Below are 18,005 nucleotides of genomic sequence, written 5' to 3'. Positions count from 1 at the left end.
TCAGTTTTTTAAAATTGCAAAAGAAACCCTTCTGGCCTTACAGCGAGAAGGGTTTCTTTTTAGTTTAAAGCGATCTGCCTGTAAGCATTTAACCGCCTAATGGCTGGGATCAGCTTTACACCTAGAGCTAATGTATCCTAGAACGGAATATCGTCATCAAAGCTGTCGAAGTCCGCCGCCGGCTGCGGGGCCGGTTGTTGTGGCTGCTGGCGTGGGGCGGCCTGCTGCGGGCGCTGCGCCTGTTGGCGGGGGGCCGGCGGGTTGCTGCCGTTGTCTTGGTTGTAGTTGTTGCCACCTGGCTGGCCACCTTGGGCTTGCTGGCCCTGCTGGCGGCTGCCCAGCAATTGCATGGTGCCTTGCATGTCTACGATGATTTCAGTGGTGTAGCGCTTGATGCCGTCTTTTTCCCACTCGCGGGTTTGCAGCTTGCCTTCCACGTAGATCTGCGAGCCTTTGCGCACATATTCGCCGGCGATTTCAGCCACGCGGCCGAATAGGGAGACGCGGTGCCATTCGGTGCGCTCTACCTTTTGCCCGCTTTGCTTGTCGGTCCATTGCTCGCTGGTGGCCAAGCTCAGGTTGGTGACCGCGTTGCCGTTGGGCAGGTAGCGCACTTCAGGATCCTGGCCGACCGTGCCGACCAATATGACTTTGTTAACCCCGCGGGCCATAGTGTTCTCCTAGGCGTCGCCCGAGTTCGAAGGCGGATTGACCAGCGCTTCGATCGCCGCGCGATCCACTGTTTGTGTATCGAATTTGATGTAGATGGCGGCTTCTTCGGCCACCACCACGGCGTCCGTCACCCCTGGCACGGCCAGTAGCCGGTCACCCAGGCCCGCGTCGCGCAGCGCGTGCTCAGGCAGCGGCATGCGCAGGCTGGTGACATAGGGTGGTTCGCGCATAGTACCAGCAATCGCCACCCAGAGGGCCAGCAAAACGGCACAACCTATGAACGTGCCACCCAGGCCCCCGTGCTGGTACATCCAGCCGCCGAGGATACCGCCCAGCGCCGCCCCCAGGAACTGGCTGGTGGAGTAAACGCCCATGGCGGTACCCTTACCGCCGGCCGGCGACACCTTGCTGACCAACGAGGGCAACGAAGCTTCCAGCAGGTTGAAGGCGGTAAAAAACACCACTGTGCCCACTACCAGTTCCACCAGCCCATAGCCAAACGCCCAAAAAAACAGCTCGGTAAGCATCAAAACCAGCACGGCGCCGACCAGCACGCGTTTCATCTGGCGCTTTTTCTCGCCGTAGATAATGAACGGCACCATGGCAAAAAATGAAACGAACAGCGCGGTGAGGTACACCCACCAGTGTTGTTCCTTGGGCAGCCCCGCGCGGTCTACCAGCGCCAGCGGCAGCGCCACGAAGCTCGACATCAAAATGGCGTGGAGGATGAAAATGCCGGCGTTCAACCGTAGCAACTCGCGATTGCGCAACGTCGGCGCCAGCGCCTGGCGGGCCACGCCCGACTCACGATGCACTAATAGCCCGCTCGAGCGCGGCACCACGAAGGCCACCAGGGCCAGGCCAACCAGCGCCAGCCCCGCGGTGGCTAGGAATAACCCGGGTAACCCAAACGCGCGCGTCAGCAACGGGCCGACCACCATCGCCACGGCGAAGGACAGGCCAATGCTCATGCCAATCATGGCCATGGCCTTGGTACGGTTCTGCTCCCGGGTGAGGTCTGACAGCAGCGCCATCACCGCGGCAGAGATCGCGCCGGCACCCTGCAAAACACGCCCGGCGATCACGCCCCAGATGGAATCTGCCTGGGCCGCCAGCAGGCTGCCCAGGGCGAATATCACCAGGCCTACGTAAATCACTGGGCGCCGGCCAATGCGGTCGGACAACATACCGAACGGGATCTGCAGCACCGCCTGGGTCAGGCCGTAAGCGCCGATGGCCAAGCCGATCAGCGCGGGGGTGGCGCCAGCCAGCTCCATACCGTAGGTGGCCAGCACCGGCAGCACCATGAACATGCCCAGCATGCGAAAGGCAAACACCAGCGCCAGGCTGCCGGCCGCGCGGGTTTCGCCGGCGCTCATGCGTTCGCGGTGAAGATCGTGCATGAAATAACCTCGTATGAACCGGCGGCGATTCTACCAGTCCCACCGAGAGTCGGCACAGGCGGCGACGCTTTGCCACATTAAGGGATTTTCACCTCAGCTAGGCCAACCCTATCCATATTCACCTGGCAGCTGTGGATTCAGCCGTGCAGAGCGCCGCCCCGGCCCTTTATACTGCTGGGTTTCCGCCCGCCGAGCGAGGCCGTTTTGGACAAGATCCTGATTCGTGGGGCCCGTACCCACAACCTGAAGAACATCGACCTGACCCTGCCGCGCGACAAGCTGATCGTTATTACCGGGCTTTCTGGCTCCGGTAAGTCGTCGCTGGCGTTCGATACGTTGTATGCCGAAGGCCAGCGCCGCTACGTAGAGTCGCTGTCGGCGTACGCCCGGCAGTTTTTGTCGATCATGGAAAAACCCGACGTAGACACCATCGAGGGCTTGTCACCGGCCATTTCCATCGAGCAAAAATCCACCTCGCATAACCCACGCTCCACCGTGGGTACCATTACCGAGATCTACGACTACCTGCGGCTTTTATATGCACGGGTGGGCACCCCGCGCTGCCCCGATCACGACATCCCCCTCGAAGCGCAAACCGTAAGCCAGATGGTCGACCTGGTGCTGGCGCAACCGGAAGGGCGCAAGCTGATGTTGCTGGCGCCGGTGATCCGCGAGCGCAAGGGCGAGCACCTGGCCGTATTCGAAGAGCTGCGCGCCCAGGGCTTCGTACGTGCTCGCATCGACGGGCGCCTGCACGAACTCGATGAGCTGCCCAAGCTCGACAAGCAAAAGAAACACAGCATCGACGTGGTGGTAGACCGTTTCAAGGTCCGCGCAGACCTACAACAGCGCTTGGCCGAGTCGTTCGAGACAGCGTTGAACCTTGCCGACGGCCTCGCCCTGGCAGCCCCGATGGACGATGAGCCCGGCGAAGAGATGATCTTCTCGGCGCGCTTCGCGTGCCCGATCTGCGGGCACTCGATCAGCGAGTTGGAGCCGAAGGTGTTTTCGTTCAACAACCCGGCCGGCGCTTGCCCCACCTGCGATGGGCTGGGCGTTAAGCAGTTCTTCGATGCCAAGCGACTGGTCAATGGCGAACTGACGCTGGCCGAAGGCGCCATCCGTGGCTGGGACCGGCGCAACGTGTATTACTTCCAGATGCTCGGCTCGCTGGCGTCGCATTTTGGTTTCGGCCTCGAGCTGCCGTTCAACGAGTTGGGCACCGAAGAGCAAAAGCTGTTGCTGTATGGCAGCGGTAAGCAGAACGTCGACTTCAAGTACCTCAATGACCGCGGCGACATCGTCAAGCGCTCGCACCCGTTCGAGGGGATTATTCCCAACCTGGAGCGGCGTTATCGGGAGACCGAGTCCGCCACGGTGCGCGAAGAGTTGGCAAAGTTCTTGAGCACCCAACCGTGCCCGGATTGCCGAGGCACGCGCTTGCGCCGTGAGTCGCGGCACGTGTGGGTGGGCGACAAGAACTTGCCCGCGGTGACCGGGCTGCCGATCGGCGAGGCCTGGGCATATTTTGGCGGGTTGAGCCTGACCGGCCGTAAGGGCGAGATTGCCGACAAGATCCTTAAAGAGATTCGCGAACGCCTGCAGTTTTTGGTCAACGTGGGCTTGGATTACCTTACCCTGGACCGCAGCGCCGACACCCTCTCCGGTGGTGAAGCACAGCGCATTCGTTTGGCCAGCCAGATAGGCGCCGGCTTGGTTGGGGTGATGTATATCCTCGACGAGCCGTCTATCGGCCTGCACCAACGTGATAACGATCGCCTGCTCGCCACCCTCAACCACCTGCGCGATATCGGTAACACGGTGATCGTGGTGGAGCACGACGAAGACGCGATCCGCATGGCCGACTACGTGGTGGACATCGGCCCTGGCGCCGGTGTTCATGGTGGCGCCATCGTGGCGCAGGGCACGCCTGCCGAGGTCATGGCCCACCCGGATTCGGAAACCGGCAAGTATCTCTCCGGCCGCAAAAAAATTGCAGTGCCGGGCAAACGTACCCCGCGTAATAAAAAACTCACGGTGAACATCAAGGGCGCTCGCGGTAACAACCTGCAAAAGGTCGACCTGGAGATCCCAGTAGGTTTGTTAACGTGCGTTACCGGTGTGTCGGGCTCGGGCAAATCGACCCTGATCAACAACACCCTGTTCCCATTGAGCTCTACCGCGCTCAATGGCGCCACCACCCTGGAAGCAGCCCCGTACGACAGCATCAGTGGCTTGCAGCATTTAGACAAAGTGGTGGACATCGATCAAAGCCCCATCGGCCGCACACCGCGTTCGAACCCGGCAACCTATACCGGGTTGTTCACCCCCATCCGCGAACTGTTCGCCGGCGTGCCGGAGTCCCGGGCCCGGGGGTACGGCCCCGGCCGGTTCTCGTTCAACGTGAAGGGCGGGCGTTGCGAGGCGTGCCAGGGCGACGGCCTGATCAAGGTTGAAATGCACTTCTTGCCCGACATCTACGTGCCATGCGACGTGTGCAAGAGCAAACGCTACAACCGCGAAACCCTGGAAGTGCGCTACAAGGGCAAAAGCATCGATGAGGTGCTGGAAATGACCATCGAAGAAGCACGCGGCTTTTTCGATGCAGTACCCGCCCTGGCGCGTAAGCTGCAAACCCTGATGGACGTGGGTTTGTCGTATATCAAACTGGGCCAATCGGCCACCACGCTCTCGGGCGGCGAGGCACAGCGGGTGAAGCTTTCCCGTGAGCTGTCCAAGCGCGACACTGGCAAAACCCTGTACATTCTGGATGAGCCGACCACGGGCCTGCACTTCGCGGATATCCAGCAGTTGCTCGATGTGTTGCACCGCCTACGCGACCACGGCAATACCGTGGTAGTGATCGAGCATAACCTGGACGTGATCAAAACCGCGGACTGGTTGGTCGACCTTGGCCCGGAAGGGGGCTCCAAGGGCGGGCAGATCATTGCCTGCGGCACACCCGAGCAAGTGGCCGATATGCCGCAATCCTATACCGGCAAATACCTGAAGCCGCTGCTGGAACGCGACAAGGCCTGAATGAAAAGCCGCCCCTGGGGGCGGCTTTAGCTTAGCTTCGTGCTTGCGACTGCAAGTAGTTTTCAAGGCCGATGGACTTGATCAGCCCCAACTGTTTCTCCAGCCAGTAGGTGTGATCTTCCTCGGTGTCGTTAAGCTGCACGCGCAGAATTTCACGGCTCACGTAATCGTTATGTAGCTCGCACAGGGCGATGCCTTTGCGCAGGGCGTCGCGCACCTTGTACTCCAGCCGCAGGTCGTTTTCGAGCATGGTCGGCACGCTATGGCCCACATCGAGGTCGTCCGGGCGCATACGCGGCGTACCTTCCAACAACAAGATGCGACGCATCAGGGCATCGGCGTGTTGCGCTTCTTCTTGCATCTCATGGTTGATGCGTTCGTAAAGCTGCGTGAAACCCCAGTCTTCATACATGCGCGAGTGAACAAAGTACTGGTCGCGCGCGGCCAGTTCGCCGGTCAGCAGCGTGTTGAGGTAATCAATGACGTCTGGATGACCTTGCATGGCGGCCAACACTCCCTGGAATTTGAAAGCGCTATTGTGAACCATCGCTTGGCCACGGTCACGGCCCCGCCATTCAAAAATGGCTGAAATTCGCCGAAACGCACGGCTAAATAGGCGAAAAACCGCCCAATTGCGGGCGGTTCTTCTTAGCGTTACGACTTAACCAAGCATTACACCCAAGGCAGCGGCGACGCCTTCGCCATAGGCCGGGTCTGCCTTGTAGAAGTGCTGCAATTGGCGCTGCACCACTTCACTGCTCACACCGGCCATGGCACCAGCGATGTTGTTAATCAGCAGCGCCTTCTGTGCATCGCTCATTAAGCGGAACAGCGCACCGGCATGGCTGTAGTAGTCGGTATCTTCGCGCTGGTTCCACCGGGCCGCGGCGCCGCTGAGTGGCAACGCCGGTTCTGCGTAGCGCGGCGCCTGCTTAGGCGTGTTGCTGTAGCTATTGGGCTCATAATTAGGCGCTGAACCGCCGTTACTGCCCAACGCCATCGCACCATCACGCTGGTACGTATGCACCGGGCTGCGCGGCGCATTCACCGGAAGTTGCTGGTGGTTGGTACCAATTCGGTAGCGATGCGCGTCGGCATAGGCGAACACACGGCCCTGAAGCATTTTATCGGGTGACAGGCCCACACCCGGTACCACATTGCTCGGGGCGAAGGCGGCCTGCTCCACCTCTGCAAAGTAATTGAGCGGATTACGGCTGAGTTCGAGCACACCCACTTCAACCAACGGGTACTCCTTTTGCGACCAGGTCTTGGTCACATCGAAGGGGTTCTCGTGGTGCGCCTGTGCCTGCGCCTCGCTCATGATCTGCACGCAGGCGCGCCATTTAGGGTATTCGCCCCGTTCGATTGCCGCGAACAGGTCGCGTTGGGCGTAATCCGGGTCCGTGCCGGCCAAACGTACGGCCTCTGCCGGCGCCAAGTTCCTGATGCCCTGCAGGCTCTTGAAGTGCCACTTAACCCAATGGCGCTCGCCGTCGGCGCTGATCAAGCTGAACGTATGGCTGCCGAAACCATGCATGAAGCGGTAGCCGTCTGGGATGCCGCGGTCGGAAAACAACACCGTGACCTGGTGAGTCGCCTCCGGCGAATGCGACCAGAAATCCCACATCATTTGCGCGCTTTTGAGGTTGCTGTGCGGGTGGCGTTTTTGCGTGTGGATGAAGTCTGGGAACTTCAATGGGTCGCGAATAAAGAACACAGGGGTGTTGTTGCCCACGATGTCCCAGTTGCCTTCTTCGGTGTAGAACTTTATCGCGAAGCCGCGAGGGTCCCGCTCAGTGTCTGCCGAGCCACGCTCCCCACCCACTGTAGAAAAGCGCAGCAATACCTGCGTCTGCTTGCCCACGTCACTGAAGAGTTTGGCGCAGCTGTACTGGGTGATGTCCCGGGTTACCGTGAATGTGCCATAAGCCGCGGAGCCCTTAGCGTGTACCCGCCGTTCGGGAATGTTCTCGCGGTTGAAATGCGCCAGCTTTTCAAGCAGGTGGAAATCGTCCAGCAGCAGCGGGCCGCGCGGGCCTGCGGAACGGGAGTTTTGGTTGTCCGCAACCGGGGCGCCACTGGCGCCGGTCAAAACGGTTTCTTCGCTCATGCACAGCTTCCTCTAACGGGTGAATTCAATCGGCTATGGGGCCAGTATATTCACCGCCTCGCTGAGGGCTAATGCATTAATTCAGTACAGCTAATAGAGAAAAGCTAATGTGATAGACAATAAAAAACCGGGCAGAAGCCCGGTTTTTTATTGAATGGCCGAGGCCTTATTCAGCGGTTACGACTTCGCCGCCGACCGGGCGGTCAACCAGCTCGACGTAAGCCATCGGAGCATTGTCGCCTGCACGGAAACCGCACTTGAGGATACGCAGGTAGCCGCCGTTACGGGTGGCGTAGCGCTTGCCCAAGTCTTTGAACAGCTTGCCGACCGCTTCTTTCGAACGGGTACGGTCGAAAGCCAGGCGGCGGTTGGCCACGGTGTCTTCCTTGGCCAGGGTGATCAGCGGCTCGGCAACCCGACGCAGTTCCTTGGCTTTCGGCAGGGTAGTTTTGATCAACTCGTGCTCGAACAGCGACACCGCCATGTTTTGAAACATGGCCTTGCGGTGCGCGCTGGTGCGGCTCAGGTGACGACCACTTTTACGATGACGCATGGTTAATTCCTTACCAAACTTCTACGTTCGGTGATTACGACGATCAGGCAGTGGCCTTATCGTCCTTCTTAAGACTTGCAGGCGGCCAGTTGTCGAGGCGCATGCCGAGGGAAAGACCGCGGGAGGCCAGAACGTCCTTGATTTCAGTCAGGGACTTCTTGCCCAAGTTCGGAGTCTTCAACAGTTCTACTTCGGTACGCTGAATCAGGTCGCCAATGTAGTAAATGTTTTCCGCCTTAAGGCAGTTCGCCGAACGAACAGTCAGTTCCAGATCGTCAACCGGGCGCAGAAGGATCGGATCGATCTCGTCTTCCTGCTCCACAACGACAGGTTCGCTGTCACCCTTGAGGTCGACGAATGCGGCCAGCTGCTGTTGCAGAATGGTCGCAGCACGGCGGATCGCCTCTTCCGGGTCCAGGGTACCGTTGGTTTCCAGGTCGATAACCAGCTTGTCCAGGTTGGTGCGCTGTTCGACACGGGCGTTTTCCACCACGTATGCGATGCGGCGAACCGGGCTGAACGAAGCATCCAGCTGCAAACGACCAATGCTACGGCTTTCGTCGTCGTCGCTCTGACGGGAGTCAGCCGGCTCGTAACCACGGCCCCGGGCAACGACGAGCTTCATATTCAAAGCGCCGTTGGTAGCCAGGTTCGCGATCACGTGCTCGGGATTGACGATCTCGACATCATGATCCAGCTGAATATCGGCAGCGGTAACCACCCCCGAACCTTTTTTCGACAAGGTCAGCGTAACTTCGTCACGACCGTGCAGCTTGATAGCCAGCCCTTTGACGTTCAACAGGATGTCAATGACATCTTCCTGAACACCTTCGATCGCGCTGTACTCGTGGAGTACGCCTTCGATCTCGGCTTCTACAACCGCACAGCCAGGCATGGAGGACAACAGGATGCGACGCAGCGCGTTGCCCAGGGTGTGGCCAAAGCCACGCTCGAGAGGCTCGAGTGTGATCTTGGCGCGCGTTGGGCTGACGACCTGCACATCAATGTGGCGGGGCGTCAGAAACTCATTTACCGAAATCTGCATGGATGCACCTACTTTCTAGCCCTTACTTGGAGTAGAGCTCGACGATCAGGTTTTCGTTGATGTCGGCGGACAGATCAGCGCGAGCCGGAACGTTCTTGAACACGCCGGATTTTTTCTCGCTGTCTACTTCAACCCACTCAACGCGGCCACGCTGGGCGCTCAGTTCAAGGGCTTGAACGATGCGCAGCTGGTTCCTCGACTTCTCGCGAACGGCCACTACGTCACCTGGACGAACTTGGTAAGACGGTACGTTTACGGTAACGCCATTGACGCTGATCGCTTTATGCGAAACCAGCTGGCGAGATTCGGCACGGGTAGCGCCAAAGCCCATACGGTAAACGACGTTGTCCAGACGGCCTTCGAGCAGTTGCAGCAGGTTCTCACCGGTTGCGCCTTTCTTGCTCGCAGCCAGCTTGTAGTAACCGCTGAACTGGCGTTCGAGAACACCATAGATGCGACGGACTTTTTGTTTCTCGCGCAATTGGGTGCCGTAGTCGGACTGACGGCCACGGCGTTGGCCGTGGATACCCGGTGCGGTTTCGATATTGCACTTCGATTCCAGAGCGCGAACGCCACTTTTCAGGAACAGGTCAGTGCCTTCACGACGAGACAGCTTGCATTTTGGACCAATGTAACGTGCCATTTCTTACTGCCTCCTGGATTACACGCGGCGCTTCTTCGGCGGACGGCACCCGTTGTGCGGGATGGGCGTCACGTCGGTGATGCTGGCGATTTTGTAGCCGCAGCCGTTCAAAGCACGAACAGCGGATTCACGGCCCGGGCCTGGACCCTTGACGTTCACGTCGAGGTTTTTCAGACCATATTCCAGGGCAGCCTGGCCAGCACGCTCAGCGGCCACTTGGGCAGCGAACGGGGTAGACTTACGCGAGCCGCGGAAACCCGAACCACCCGAGGTAGCCCAGGACAGAGCATTACCTTGGCGATCGGTAATGGTCACGATGGTGTTGTTGAAAGACGCATGGATGTGGGCGATGCCATCAACCACGGTCTTTTTGACTTTCTTACGAGGACGAGCAGCAGGTTTTGCCATGTCTATATTCCTGTCGATTCGCTGGTGCGATTACTTGCGGATCGGCTTGCGTGGGCCCTTACGGGTACGCGCGTTGGTCTTGGTACGCTGACCGCGAACCGGCAGACCGCGGCGATGACGCAGGCCACGGTAGCAACCTAGGTCCATCAAGCGCTTGATCTTCATATTGACGTCACGGCGCAGGTCACCTTCGGTGGTGATCTTCGCCACTTCGCTACGCAGCTGTTCGATTTGCTCGTCGCTCAGATCCTTGATCTTTGCGGCTGGGTTGACCCCAGAGACTTCACAGATTTTCTGTGCAGTCGTGCGACCAACACCGTAGATGTAGGTCAGCGAGATAACAGTATGCTTGTTATCTGGAATGTTTACGCCTGCAATACGGGCCATTCAGTGGGACTCCAATTGACAGCTACCTGCGCCCCGGAAGCCAAGAAATAGGGCGCGCGATAATATCGCTGTAATAACAAATAATCAACCCAGCAGCACACTAGCTGCTGGGTTTTTAGCACAGCTCACACTCAGCCTTGGCGCTGCTTGTGGCGTGGTTCCGCGCTGCAGATCACCCGCACGATGCCTTCACGGCGAATAATCTTGCAGTTGCGGCACAGCTTTTTCACCGATGCGCGAACTTTCATCACCAACTCCTCGAACCTTACGGGCCTCTCAGCGCAGCAAGCTGCTGCCGCCGTAGCCCTTCAGGTTGGCTTTCTTCATCAGGGATTCGTACTGGTGCGAAACGAGGTGGGATTGTACTTGGGCCATAAAGTCCATCACAACCACTACCACGATCAGCAACGAGGTCCCGCCAAGGTAGAACGGAACGTTTGCTGCAACCACCAGGAACTGGGGCACCAGGCACACGGCCGTCATGTAAAGAGCACCGAACATGGTCAAGCGGGTCAGAACGCCATCAATGTAGCGCGCCGACTGCTCACCAGGCCGGATACCCGGAATAAAGGCACCGGATTTCTTCAGGTTCTCCGCTACGTCTTTCGGGTTGAACATTAGCGCTGTATAGAAGAAGCAGAAGAAAATGATCCCCGCACTAAACAGCAAAATGTTCAACGGCTGACCAGGAGCGATCGACTGCGAGACATCCTGCAACCAGCCCATACCTTCGGACTGACCAAACCAGGCGCCCAACGAAGCCGGGAACAGCAAGATGCTGCTCGCGAAAATGGCGGGGATAACCCCGGCCATGTTCACTTTCAACGGCAAGTGGCTGCGCTGTTCAGCAAAGACCTTACGGCCCTGCTGGCGCTTGGCGTAGTGCACCGCAATGCGGCGCTGGCCACGCTCGATGAAAACCACGAAACCGATGATCGCTACTGCGACCAGGCCCACGGCGACCAAGGCGAAGATATTGATATCACCCTGGCGAGCAGACTCGAAAGACTGCCCGACCGCACGCGGCAAACCGGCGACGATGCCCGAGAAAATCAGCATCGAAATGCCGTTGCCGACACCACGCTCTGTGATCTGCTCGCCAAGCCACATCATGAACAACGCACCCGCCACGAAGGTGGAGACCGCCACGAAGTAGAACGCGAAGCCAGATGAGAACGCGACGCCCTGGTTGGCCAAGCCAATGGACATGCCAATAGCCTGGACCAGTGCCAGCACAACGGTGCCATAGCGGGTGTACTGGCTGATCTTGCGACGGCCAGCTTCCCCTTCCTTCTTCAACTGTTCCAACTGCGGACTGATCGCGGTCATGAGCTGCATGATGATCGACGCCGAAATGTACGGCATGATCCCCAATGCAAAAATGCTCATGCGCTCCAGCGCGCCGCCGGAAAACATGTTGAACAGGCTAAGAATGGTCCCCTCATTCTGTCGGAACAGATCCGCCAGGCGGTCTGGGTTGATGCCAGGAACTGGGATATGCGCGCCGATCCGATAGACGATAATCGCCAGGAACAGGAAACGCAGACGAGCCCAGAGTTCGGACAACCCGCCTTTGCCGAGCGCTGAGAGAGCACCTTGCTTAGCCATTTATTCCTCGAACTTGCCGCCAGCTGCTTCGATAGCCGCACGCGCACCTTTGGTGGCGCCGATACCCTTCAGAGTGACCGCACGCGTCACGTCACCAGACAGCACGACTTTAACGCGCCGAACGTTCTGGTTGATGACATTGGCCTCTTTCAGCGACTGAACCGAAACCACGTCACCCTGAACTTTGGCCAGTTCCGAAGTACGCACTTCGGCACGGTCCATCGCCTTGAGGGAAACGAAGCCGAATTTCGGCAAACGACGGTGCAGAGGCTGTTGACCACCCTCGAAGCCCGGAGCGATGGAGCCACCGGAACGGGAGGTTTGGCCCTTGTGGCCCCGGCCGCCGGTCTTACCCAGACCGCTGCCGATGCCACGACCAGGGCGATGCTTCTCGCGACGGGAACCCGGCGCTGGACTCAGATCATTGAGTTTCATCGATTAACCCTCGACGCGCAGCATGTAGTAAGCCTTATTGATCATCCCGCGGTTAGCCGGAGTATCTTCGACTTCCACGGTGTGACCGATACGGCGCAGCCCCAGGCCCTTAACGCACAGCTTGTGGTTGGGCAGGCGGCCAGCGGTGCTTTTGACCAGCGTAACTTTAACGGTAGCCATGATTACAGAATCTCCTCGATGCTCTTGCCACGCTTGGCGGCGATGGAATCAGGAGACTGCATGGCTTTCAGCCCGTTGAAAGTGGCGTGCACCACGTTCACTGGGTTGGTCGAGCCATAGCACTTGGCCAGAACGTTCTGCACGCCGGCCACTTCCAGCACGGCACGCATGGCGCCGCCGGCAATGATGCCGGTACCTTCGGAAGCAGGCTGCATGTACACCTTCGAGGCACCGTGGGTGGCCTTGGTGGCGTATTGCAGGGTGGTACCTTTAAGGTCTACCTGAATCATGTTGCGGCGCGCAGCTTCCATCGCCTTCTGGATAGCGGCAGGCACTTCGCGGGATTTGCCACGGCCGAAGCCGACGCGACCCTTGCCATCACCCACTACGGTCAGTGCGGTGAAGGTGAAGATACGGCCGCCCTTGACGGTCTTGGCTACGCGGTTAACCTGAACCAGCTTCTCAATGTAGCCTTCGTCGCGTTTTTGGTCGTTGTTAGCCATAACTTAGAACTCCAGCCCGCCTTCACGAGCAGCATCAGCCAGTGCTTTGACACGGCCGTGGTACTTGAAGCCGGAACGGTCGAAAGCGACTTGAGAAATACCGGCCGCCTTGGCGCGTTCGGCAACCAGTTTGCCCACCCTGGAGGCGGCATCGACGTTGCCAGTGGCACCATCACGCAGTTCTTTGTCCAAGGTCGAGGCGCTCGCCAGAACCTTGCTGCCGTCGGCCGAAATGACCTGGGCATAGATGTGCTGCGAAGAGCGATACACGCACAGACGCACGGCTTCGAGCTCGTGCATTTTCAGGCGTGCTTTGCGAGCGCGACGCAGACGAGTAACTTTTTTGTCGGTCATTTGCTAGGCCCTACTTCTTCTTGGCTTCTTTACGGCGGACGATTTCATCCGCGTAACGGACACCCTTACCTTTGTACGGCTCTGGACGACGGAAGTCGCGGATTTCCGCGGCGACTTGGCCCACGAGCTGCTTGTCGATACCTTTGATCAGGATATCGGTCTGGCTTGGAGTTTCAGCGACAACGCCTTCCGGCAGCTGATAGTCCACAGGGTGGGAGAAGCCCAGAGACAGGGACAGCACCTGGCCTTTGGCTTGAGCCTTATAACCAACGCCGACCAGCTGGAGCTTGCGCTCGAAGCCTTGGCTTACGCCCTGGACCATGTTGTTGACCAGTGCCCGGGTGGTACCGGCCATGGCGCGGGTCTGTTGGTCGCCATTGCGGGCTACGAAACGCAGTTCGCCGCTTTCTTCGGTGACTTCTACAGAGTTGTGAACGTTCAGTTCCAGAGTACCCTTGGCACCCTTGATCAAGAGCACCTGGCCGGCGAATTTGATTTCAACGCCAGCCGGTAGCTTGACGGGGTTCTTAGCGACGCGTGACATGCTGATCCCCCCTCTTAGAACACGGTGCAAAGCACTTCGCCACCGACACCGGCAGCGCGTGCAGCACGATCCGTCATCACACCTTTGTTGGTGGAGACGATGGAAACGCCAAGACCGCCACGAACTTTCGGCAGATCATCGACGGACTTGTAACGACGTAGGCCTGGGCGGCTGACGCGCTTGACCTCTTCGATGACCGGGCGGCCTTCGAAATATTTCAGTTCGAGGGACAGCGAGGGCTTCGCGTCGCCAGTGACCTGATAACCCGCGATGTAGCCTTCGTCTTTGAGAACTTTGGCAACAGCAACCTTCAGTTTGGACGAAGGCATGCTTACAACGGACTTTTCAGCCATCTGGGCATTACGGATGCGAGTTAGCATGTCCGCTAACGGGTCCTGCATACTCATGGGCTTGATGCTCCTGATACGAAAAAAACGGGCCTTTCGGCCGTATAGACCGCCTGAATGGTGCCCTTGAAAACCCCGGGCTCAGGCGAGCCGGTCATTCTAGAGGCACCTCGGAAACGAATCAAGCCCCAAAAGGGGCTTGATTGGCTTGTCGGCTAACCGGCGGTCGGAGACCACCGGCGCCAATCGGCGTATTACCAGCTGGCCTTGACCAAGCCTGGTACGTCACCGCGCATGGCCGCTTCACGCAGCTTGTTACGCGACAGGCCGAACTTACGGTAAACACCGTGCGGGCGACCGGTCAGGCGGCAGCGGTTACGCAGGCGCGAAGAGCTCGCGTCGCGCGGCTGCTTTTGCAGTGCGATGGTAGCGTTCCAGCGGTCTTCAGGAGTGGCCTCCTGGTTAACGATGGTTGCTTTCAGCGCAGCGCGCTTGGTTGCGAACTTGGCGACCGTCTTCTGGCGCTTCAGCTCGCGGTTTTTCATACTCTTCTTAGCCATTATCCGACTCCAATCAATTACGGAACGGGAACTTGAAAGCGCGCAGCAAGGCGCGGCCTTCGTCGTCCGAACGGGCAGTGGTGGTCAGGGTAATGTCCAGACCGCGAAGAGCATCGATCTTGTCGTAATCGATTTCCGGGAAGATGATCTGCTCTTTCACACCCATGCTGTAGTTACCGCGGCCATCGAAGGACTTGGCATTCAGGCCGCGAAAGTCGCGAACCCGAGGCAGGGAGATCGACAACAGGCGATCCAGGAACTCGTACATACGATCGCGACGCAGGGTAACCTTGACGCCAATCGGCCAGCCTTCGCGAACCTTGAAACCTGCGATGGACTTGCGAGCGAAGGTCACCACCGGCTTTTGGCCAGTGATTTTTTCCAGGTCAGCGACCGCGTGCTCGATGACCTTTTTATCACCGATCGCTTCGCCCAGGCCCATGTTCAGGGTGATCTTGGTAACGCGCGGAACTTCCATCACGTTTGCAAGCTTAAGTTCTTCCTTAAGCTTGGGAGCGATTTCCTTCCGGTAAATCTCTTTGAGTCGTGCCATGGTCATTTACCTAGCAGTGTTCAAGCATCAACCGCTTTTTGGGTCGACTTGAAGACACGAATTTTCTTGCCTTCTTCAACCTTGAAACCCACGCGGTCAGCCTTGTTGGTTTCGCTGTTGAAAATGGCAACGTTGGAAGCGTGCAGCGGCGCCTCTTTCTCGACGATACCGCCCTGAATGCCAGCCATTGGATTCGGCTTGGTATGGCGCTTGACCAGGTTCACACCGCCAACGACCAGGCGGTCGTCAGCCAGAACCTTCAGCACCTTACCGCGCTTGCCCTTGTCTTTGCCGGCGATCACGATGATCTCGTCGTCACGACGAATCTTTTGCATGTCGGATCTCCTTACAGCACTTCTGGGGCGAGCGAGACGATCTTCATGAACTTCTCAGAACGGAGTTCACGGGTCACTGGCCCAAAGATACGGGTGCCGATCGGCTCTTGCTTGTTGTTCAGCAGAACAGCAGCGTTGCCGTCGAAACGGATGATCGAACCGTCAGGGCGGCGAACGCCATGACGAGTACGAACTACCACCGCCGTCATGACCTGGCCTTTCTTGACCTTGCCACGAGGAATCGCTTCCTTAACGGTTACTTTGATGATGTCACCGATTCCGGCGTAACGGCGGTGGGAACCACCGAGCACCTTGATGCACATGACACGACGAGCGCCGCTGTTATCGGCCACATCGAGCATCGATTGAGTCTGAATCATAAAATATCTCCGACCCCTAGCCCTTAGACTTCAACAGCGCGCTCAACGACTTCAACCAACGCCCAGCACTTGGTTTTAGCCATCGGGCGAATTTCGCGGATGGTAACCTTGTCGCCAATGTGGCACTGGTTGGTCTCGTCGTGGGCGTGCAGCTTGGTCGAACGCTTGACGTATTTGCCGTAGATCGGGTGCTTGACGCGACGCTCGATCAGAACGGTGATGGTTTTGTCCATTTTGTCGCTGACCACACGGCCAGTCAGCGTACGGACGGTTTTTTCGGCTTCAGCCATGATCACTTACCTGCCTGCTGGTTGAGCACAGTTTTCACGCGAGCGATGTCACGCTTCACTTGCGAGAGCAGGTGAGACTGCCCCAACTGACCAGTTGCCTTCTGCATGCGCAGATTGAACTGATCGCGCAGCAAGCCGAGCAGTTGCTCGTTCAGTTGCTGTGCTGATTTTTCACGAAGTTCGTTCGCTTTCATCACATCACCGTCCGCTTAACAAAGGAGGTCGCCAATGGCAGCTTGGCAGCGGCCAGGGCAAATGCCTCGCGAGCCAGTTGCTCGGAAACACCCTCGATTTCGTACAGGACTTTGCCCGGTTGAATCTGGGCAACCCAGTATTCCACGTTACCCTTACCTTTACCCATCCGAACCTCGAGGGGCTTCTTGGTAACCGGTTTGTCCGGGAACACACGAATCCAGATCTTGCCGCCACGTTTTACGTGACGGGTCAGCGCACGACGCGCCGACTCGATTTGGCGGGCGGTGAGACGACCGCGAGATACAGCCTTCAGTGCGAATTCACCGAAGCTGACCTTGCTACCGCGCTGAGCCAAGCCACGGTTGTGGCCGGTCATTTGCTTGCGGAATTTTGTACGCTTTGGTTGCAACATTTGGCGTACCCCTTACTTGGCAGCTTTTTTACGAGGCGCGGGTGCTTGCGGTTTCAGTTCTTCCTGGCGGCCACCAATGACTTCGCCTTTGAAGATCCAAACCTTGACACCGATCACACCGTAAGTGGTGTGCGCTTCGTAGGTGGCATAGTCGATATCGGCACGCAGGGTGTGCAGCGGCACACGACCTTCGCGATACCATTCCGTACGTGCAATCTCAGCACCGCCGAGACGACCACTCACCTGGATCTTGATGCCCTTGGCACCAATACGCATGGCGTTCTGCACGGCGCGTTTCATGGCGCGACGGAACATGACGCGGCGTTCCAGCTGCTGAGCTACGCTCTGGGCAACCAGCATACCGTCGAGCTCCGGCTTGCGGATCTCTTCGATGTTGATGTGCACGGGCACACCCATTTGCTTGGTCAGGTCCTGGCGCAGTTTTTCAACATCTTCACCCTTCTTGCCGATCACGATGCCGGGACGAGCGGTGTGGATGGTGATGCGTGCGGTTTGAGCCGGGCGATGAATATCGATGCGGCTGACGGACGCGTTTTTTAATTTGTCTTGGAGGTACTCACGGGTGCGCAGGTCTGCAAGCAGATAGTCTGCGTAAGTCCGACCGCCTGCATACCAGACGGAAGTGTGCTCCTTGACGATTCCCAGGCGGATGCCAACGGGATGTACTTTCTGACCCATCTGATCGACTCCGTTACTTGTCCGCAACCTTGACAGTGATATGGCAAGACCGCTTGACGATGCGATCAGCGCGGCCCTTGGCACGCGGCATGATGCGCTTCAGCGAACGCCCTTCGTTAACGAAGACAGTCGACACCTTAAGGTCGTCGACGTCGGCGCCTTCGTTGTGCTCGGCGTTGGCAACGGCCGACTCAAGGACTTTCTTCACGATTTCAGCGGCTTTTTTGCTGCTGAAGGCCAACAGGTTGAGCGCTTCGCCCACCTTCTTCCCGCGGATCTGGTCGGCGACCAAGCGGGCTTTCTGGGCGGAGATTCGAGCGCCCGACAGCTTAGCGGCTACTTCCATTTCC

At 58.4% G+C, this 18,005-nt stretch carries 27 protein-coding genes; 1 reads left to right on the top strand and 26 read right to left on the bottom strand.

Features of this window, described 5'->3' with window-relative positions; all coding sequences use genetic code 11:
• Positions 1-137 precede the first annotated feature (137 nt).
• Positions 138-671: a single-stranded DNA-binding protein gene (ssb, locus tag HAQ05_RS17485; protein WP_190422851.1), complete on the bottom strand. Its 534-nt coding sequence runs from the start codon at positions 669-671 to the stop codon at positions 138-140.
• A gap of 9 nt (positions 672-680) precedes the next feature.
• Entirely contained in the window at positions 681-2,075 is a 1,395-nt protein-coding gene (locus tag HAQ05_RS17480) for an MFS transporter (protein WP_190422849.1), read from the bottom strand.
• A 204-nt stretch (positions 2,076-2,279) separates the two neighbouring features.
• On the opposite strand from HAQ05_RS17480, the gene uvrA reads away from it, so the two are divergent.
• Positions 2,280-5,114 (top strand): excinuclease ABC subunit UvrA, encoded by a 2,835-nt coding sequence (gene uvrA, locus HAQ05_RS17475; RefSeq protein WP_190422847.1) that lies wholly within the window; start codon positions 2,280-2,282, stop codon positions 5,112-5,114.
• A 31-nt stretch (positions 5,115-5,145) separates the two neighbouring features.
• Here uvrA and bfr read toward each other — a convergent pair whose 3' ends face one another.
• From bfr to rplV, 24 genes are all read right to left on the bottom strand, one after another.
• Positions 5,146-5,616 (bottom strand): bacterioferritin, encoded by a 471-nt coding sequence (gene bfr, locus HAQ05_RS17470; RefSeq protein WP_190422845.1) that lies wholly within the window; start codon positions 5,614-5,616, stop codon positions 5,146-5,148.
• Positions 5,617-5,775: 159 nt separating this feature from the next.
• Positions 5,776-7,224 (bottom strand): catalase, encoded by a 1,449-nt coding sequence (locus tag HAQ05_RS17465; protein ID WP_190422843.1) that lies wholly within the window; start codon positions 7,222-7,224, stop codon positions 5,776-5,778.
• A gap of 166 nt (positions 7,225-7,390) precedes the next feature.
• Positions 7,391-7,777 carry a 50S ribosomal protein L17 gene (gene rplQ, locus HAQ05_RS17460; RefSeq protein WP_190422841.1) on the bottom strand — a complete coding sequence of 129 codons (387 nt, stop codon included), beginning with the start codon at positions 7,775-7,777 and terminating at the stop codon, positions 7,391-7,393.
• Between the two features lie 43 nt (positions 7,778-7,820).
• On the bottom strand, positions 7,821-8,822 hold the full coding sequence (locus tag HAQ05_RS17455; protein WP_190422839.1) for a DNA-directed RNA polymerase subunit alpha: 1,002 nt from the start codon (positions 8,820-8,822) through the stop codon (positions 7,821-7,823).
• Between the two features lie 22 nt (positions 8,823-8,844).
• The gene (gene rpsD / locus HAQ05_RS17450; protein WP_190422837.1) at positions 8,845-9,465 is read right to left on the bottom strand and encodes a 30S ribosomal protein S4; all 621 of its coding nucleotides are present in this window, start codon (positions 9,463-9,465) and stop codon (positions 8,845-8,847) included.
• A gap of 18 nt (positions 9,466-9,483) precedes the next feature.
• Positions 9,484-9,873: a 30S ribosomal protein S11 gene (gene rpsK / locus HAQ05_RS17445; protein ID WP_002555466.1), complete on the bottom strand. Its 390-nt coding sequence runs from the start codon at positions 9,871-9,873 to the stop codon at positions 9,484-9,486.
• 30 nt (positions 9,874-9,903) lie between these two features.
• Positions 9,904-10,260 carry a 30S ribosomal protein S13 gene (rpsM, locus tag HAQ05_RS17440; protein ID WP_190422835.1) on the bottom strand — a complete coding sequence of 119 codons (357 nt, stop codon included), beginning with the start codon at positions 10,258-10,260 and terminating at the stop codon, positions 9,904-9,906.
• A 131-nt stretch (positions 10,261-10,391) separates the two neighbouring features.
• Positions 10,392-10,508 carry a 50S ribosomal protein L36 gene (gene rpmJ, locus HAQ05_RS17435; protein ID WP_011531897.1) on the bottom strand — a complete coding sequence of 39 codons (117 nt, stop codon included), beginning with the start codon at positions 10,506-10,508 and terminating at the stop codon, positions 10,392-10,394.
• A 28-nt stretch (positions 10,509-10,536) separates the two neighbouring features.
• Positions 10,537-11,868, bottom strand: a complete 1,332-nt coding sequence (secY, locus tag HAQ05_RS17430) for a preprotein translocase subunit SecY (protein ID WP_190422833.1) — start codon at positions 11,866-11,868, stop codon at positions 10,537-10,539.
• Positions 11,869-12,303 carry a 50S ribosomal protein L15 gene (gene rplO, locus HAQ05_RS17425; protein WP_190422831.1) on the bottom strand — a complete coding sequence of 145 codons (435 nt, stop codon included), beginning with the start codon at positions 12,301-12,303 and terminating at the stop codon, positions 11,869-11,871.
• A gap of 3 nt (positions 12,304-12,306) precedes the next feature.
• On the bottom strand, positions 12,307-12,483 hold the full coding sequence (rpmD, locus tag HAQ05_RS17420) for a 50S ribosomal protein L30 (RefSeq protein ID WP_190422829.1): 177 nt from the start codon (positions 12,481-12,483) through the stop codon (positions 12,307-12,309).
• Between the two features lie 2 nt (positions 12,484-12,485).
• The gene (gene rpsE / locus HAQ05_RS17415; protein ID WP_190422827.1) at positions 12,486-12,986 is read right to left on the bottom strand and encodes a 30S ribosomal protein S5; all 501 of its coding nucleotides are present in this window, start codon (positions 12,984-12,986) and stop codon (positions 12,486-12,488) included.
• 3 nt (positions 12,987-12,989) lie between these two features.
• Positions 12,990-13,340, bottom strand: a complete 351-nt coding sequence (rplR, locus tag HAQ05_RS17410; protein WP_190422824.1) for a 50S ribosomal protein L18 — start codon at positions 13,338-13,340, stop codon at positions 12,990-12,992.
• A 10-nt stretch (positions 13,341-13,350) separates the two neighbouring features.
• A complete protein-coding gene (gene rplF, locus HAQ05_RS17405) occupies positions 13,351-13,884 on the bottom strand; it encodes a 50S ribosomal protein L6 (RefSeq protein WP_190422822.1) in 534 nt (177 codons plus the stop codon).
• Between the two features lie 14 nt (positions 13,885-13,898).
• Positions 13,899-14,291 carry a 30S ribosomal protein S8 gene (gene rpsH / locus HAQ05_RS17400; protein WP_190422820.1) on the bottom strand — a complete coding sequence of 131 codons (393 nt, stop codon included), beginning with the start codon at positions 14,289-14,291 and terminating at the stop codon, positions 13,899-13,901.
• A 194-nt stretch (positions 14,292-14,485) separates the two neighbouring features.
• The gene (rpsN, locus tag HAQ05_RS17395; protein WP_190422818.1) at positions 14,486-14,791 is read right to left on the bottom strand and encodes a 30S ribosomal protein S14; all 306 of its coding nucleotides are present in this window, start codon (positions 14,789-14,791) and stop codon (positions 14,486-14,488) included.
• 13 nt (positions 14,792-14,804) lie between these two features.
• The gene (rplE, locus tag HAQ05_RS17390) at positions 14,805-15,344 is read right to left on the bottom strand and encodes a 50S ribosomal protein L5 (RefSeq protein ID WP_190422816.1); all 540 of its coding nucleotides are present in this window, start codon (positions 15,342-15,344) and stop codon (positions 14,805-14,807) included.
• Positions 15,345-15,364: 20 nt separating this feature from the next.
• Positions 15,365-15,679 carry a 50S ribosomal protein L24 gene (rplX, locus tag HAQ05_RS17385; RefSeq protein ID WP_190422814.1) on the bottom strand — a complete coding sequence of 105 codons (315 nt, stop codon included), beginning with the start codon at positions 15,677-15,679 and terminating at the stop codon, positions 15,365-15,367.
• An 11-nt stretch (positions 15,680-15,690) separates the two neighbouring features.
• Positions 15,691-16,059: a 50S ribosomal protein L14 gene (gene rplN / locus HAQ05_RS17380; RefSeq protein ID WP_003289207.1), complete on the bottom strand. Its 369-nt coding sequence runs from the start codon at positions 16,057-16,059 to the stop codon at positions 15,691-15,693.
• Positions 16,060-16,082: 23 nt separating this feature from the next.
• Positions 16,083-16,349 (bottom strand): 30S ribosomal protein S17, encoded by a 267-nt coding sequence (rpsQ, locus tag HAQ05_RS17375; RefSeq protein WP_190422811.1) that lies wholly within the window; start codon positions 16,347-16,349, stop codon positions 16,083-16,085.
• Between the two features lie 2 nt (positions 16,350-16,351).
• Positions 16,352-16,543 (bottom strand): 50S ribosomal protein L29, encoded by a 192-nt coding sequence (gene rpmC, locus HAQ05_RS17370; RefSeq protein WP_002555481.1) that lies wholly within the window; start codon positions 16,541-16,543, stop codon positions 16,352-16,354.
• Positions 16,543-16,956 (bottom strand): 50S ribosomal protein L16, encoded by a 414-nt coding sequence (rplP, locus tag HAQ05_RS17365; RefSeq protein WP_190422809.1) that lies wholly within the window; start codon positions 16,954-16,956, stop codon positions 16,543-16,545. The genes rpmC and rplP overlap by 1 nt, the downstream gene beginning before the upstream one ends.
• A 12-nt stretch (positions 16,957-16,968) precedes the next feature.
• On the bottom strand, positions 16,969-17,655 hold the full coding sequence (gene rpsC / locus HAQ05_RS17360; RefSeq protein WP_190422807.1) for a 30S ribosomal protein S3: 687 nt from the start codon (positions 17,653-17,655) through the stop codon (positions 16,969-16,971).
• Positions 17,656-17,668: 13 nt separating this feature from the next.
• On the bottom strand, positions 17,669-18,001 hold the full coding sequence (rplV, locus tag HAQ05_RS17355; protein WP_190422805.1) for a 50S ribosomal protein L22: 333 nt from the start codon (positions 17,999-18,001) through the stop codon (positions 17,669-17,671).
• Positions 18,002-18,005: the final 4 nt, after the last annotated feature.

Source organism: Pseudomonas typographi (assembly GCF_014694385.1).
Taxonomy (GTDB): domain Bacteria; phylum Pseudomonadota; class Gammaproteobacteria; order Pseudomonadales; family Pseudomonadaceae; genus Aquipseudomonas; species Aquipseudomonas typographi.
This window is presented reverse-complemented; position numbering and strand designations above follow the sequence as displayed.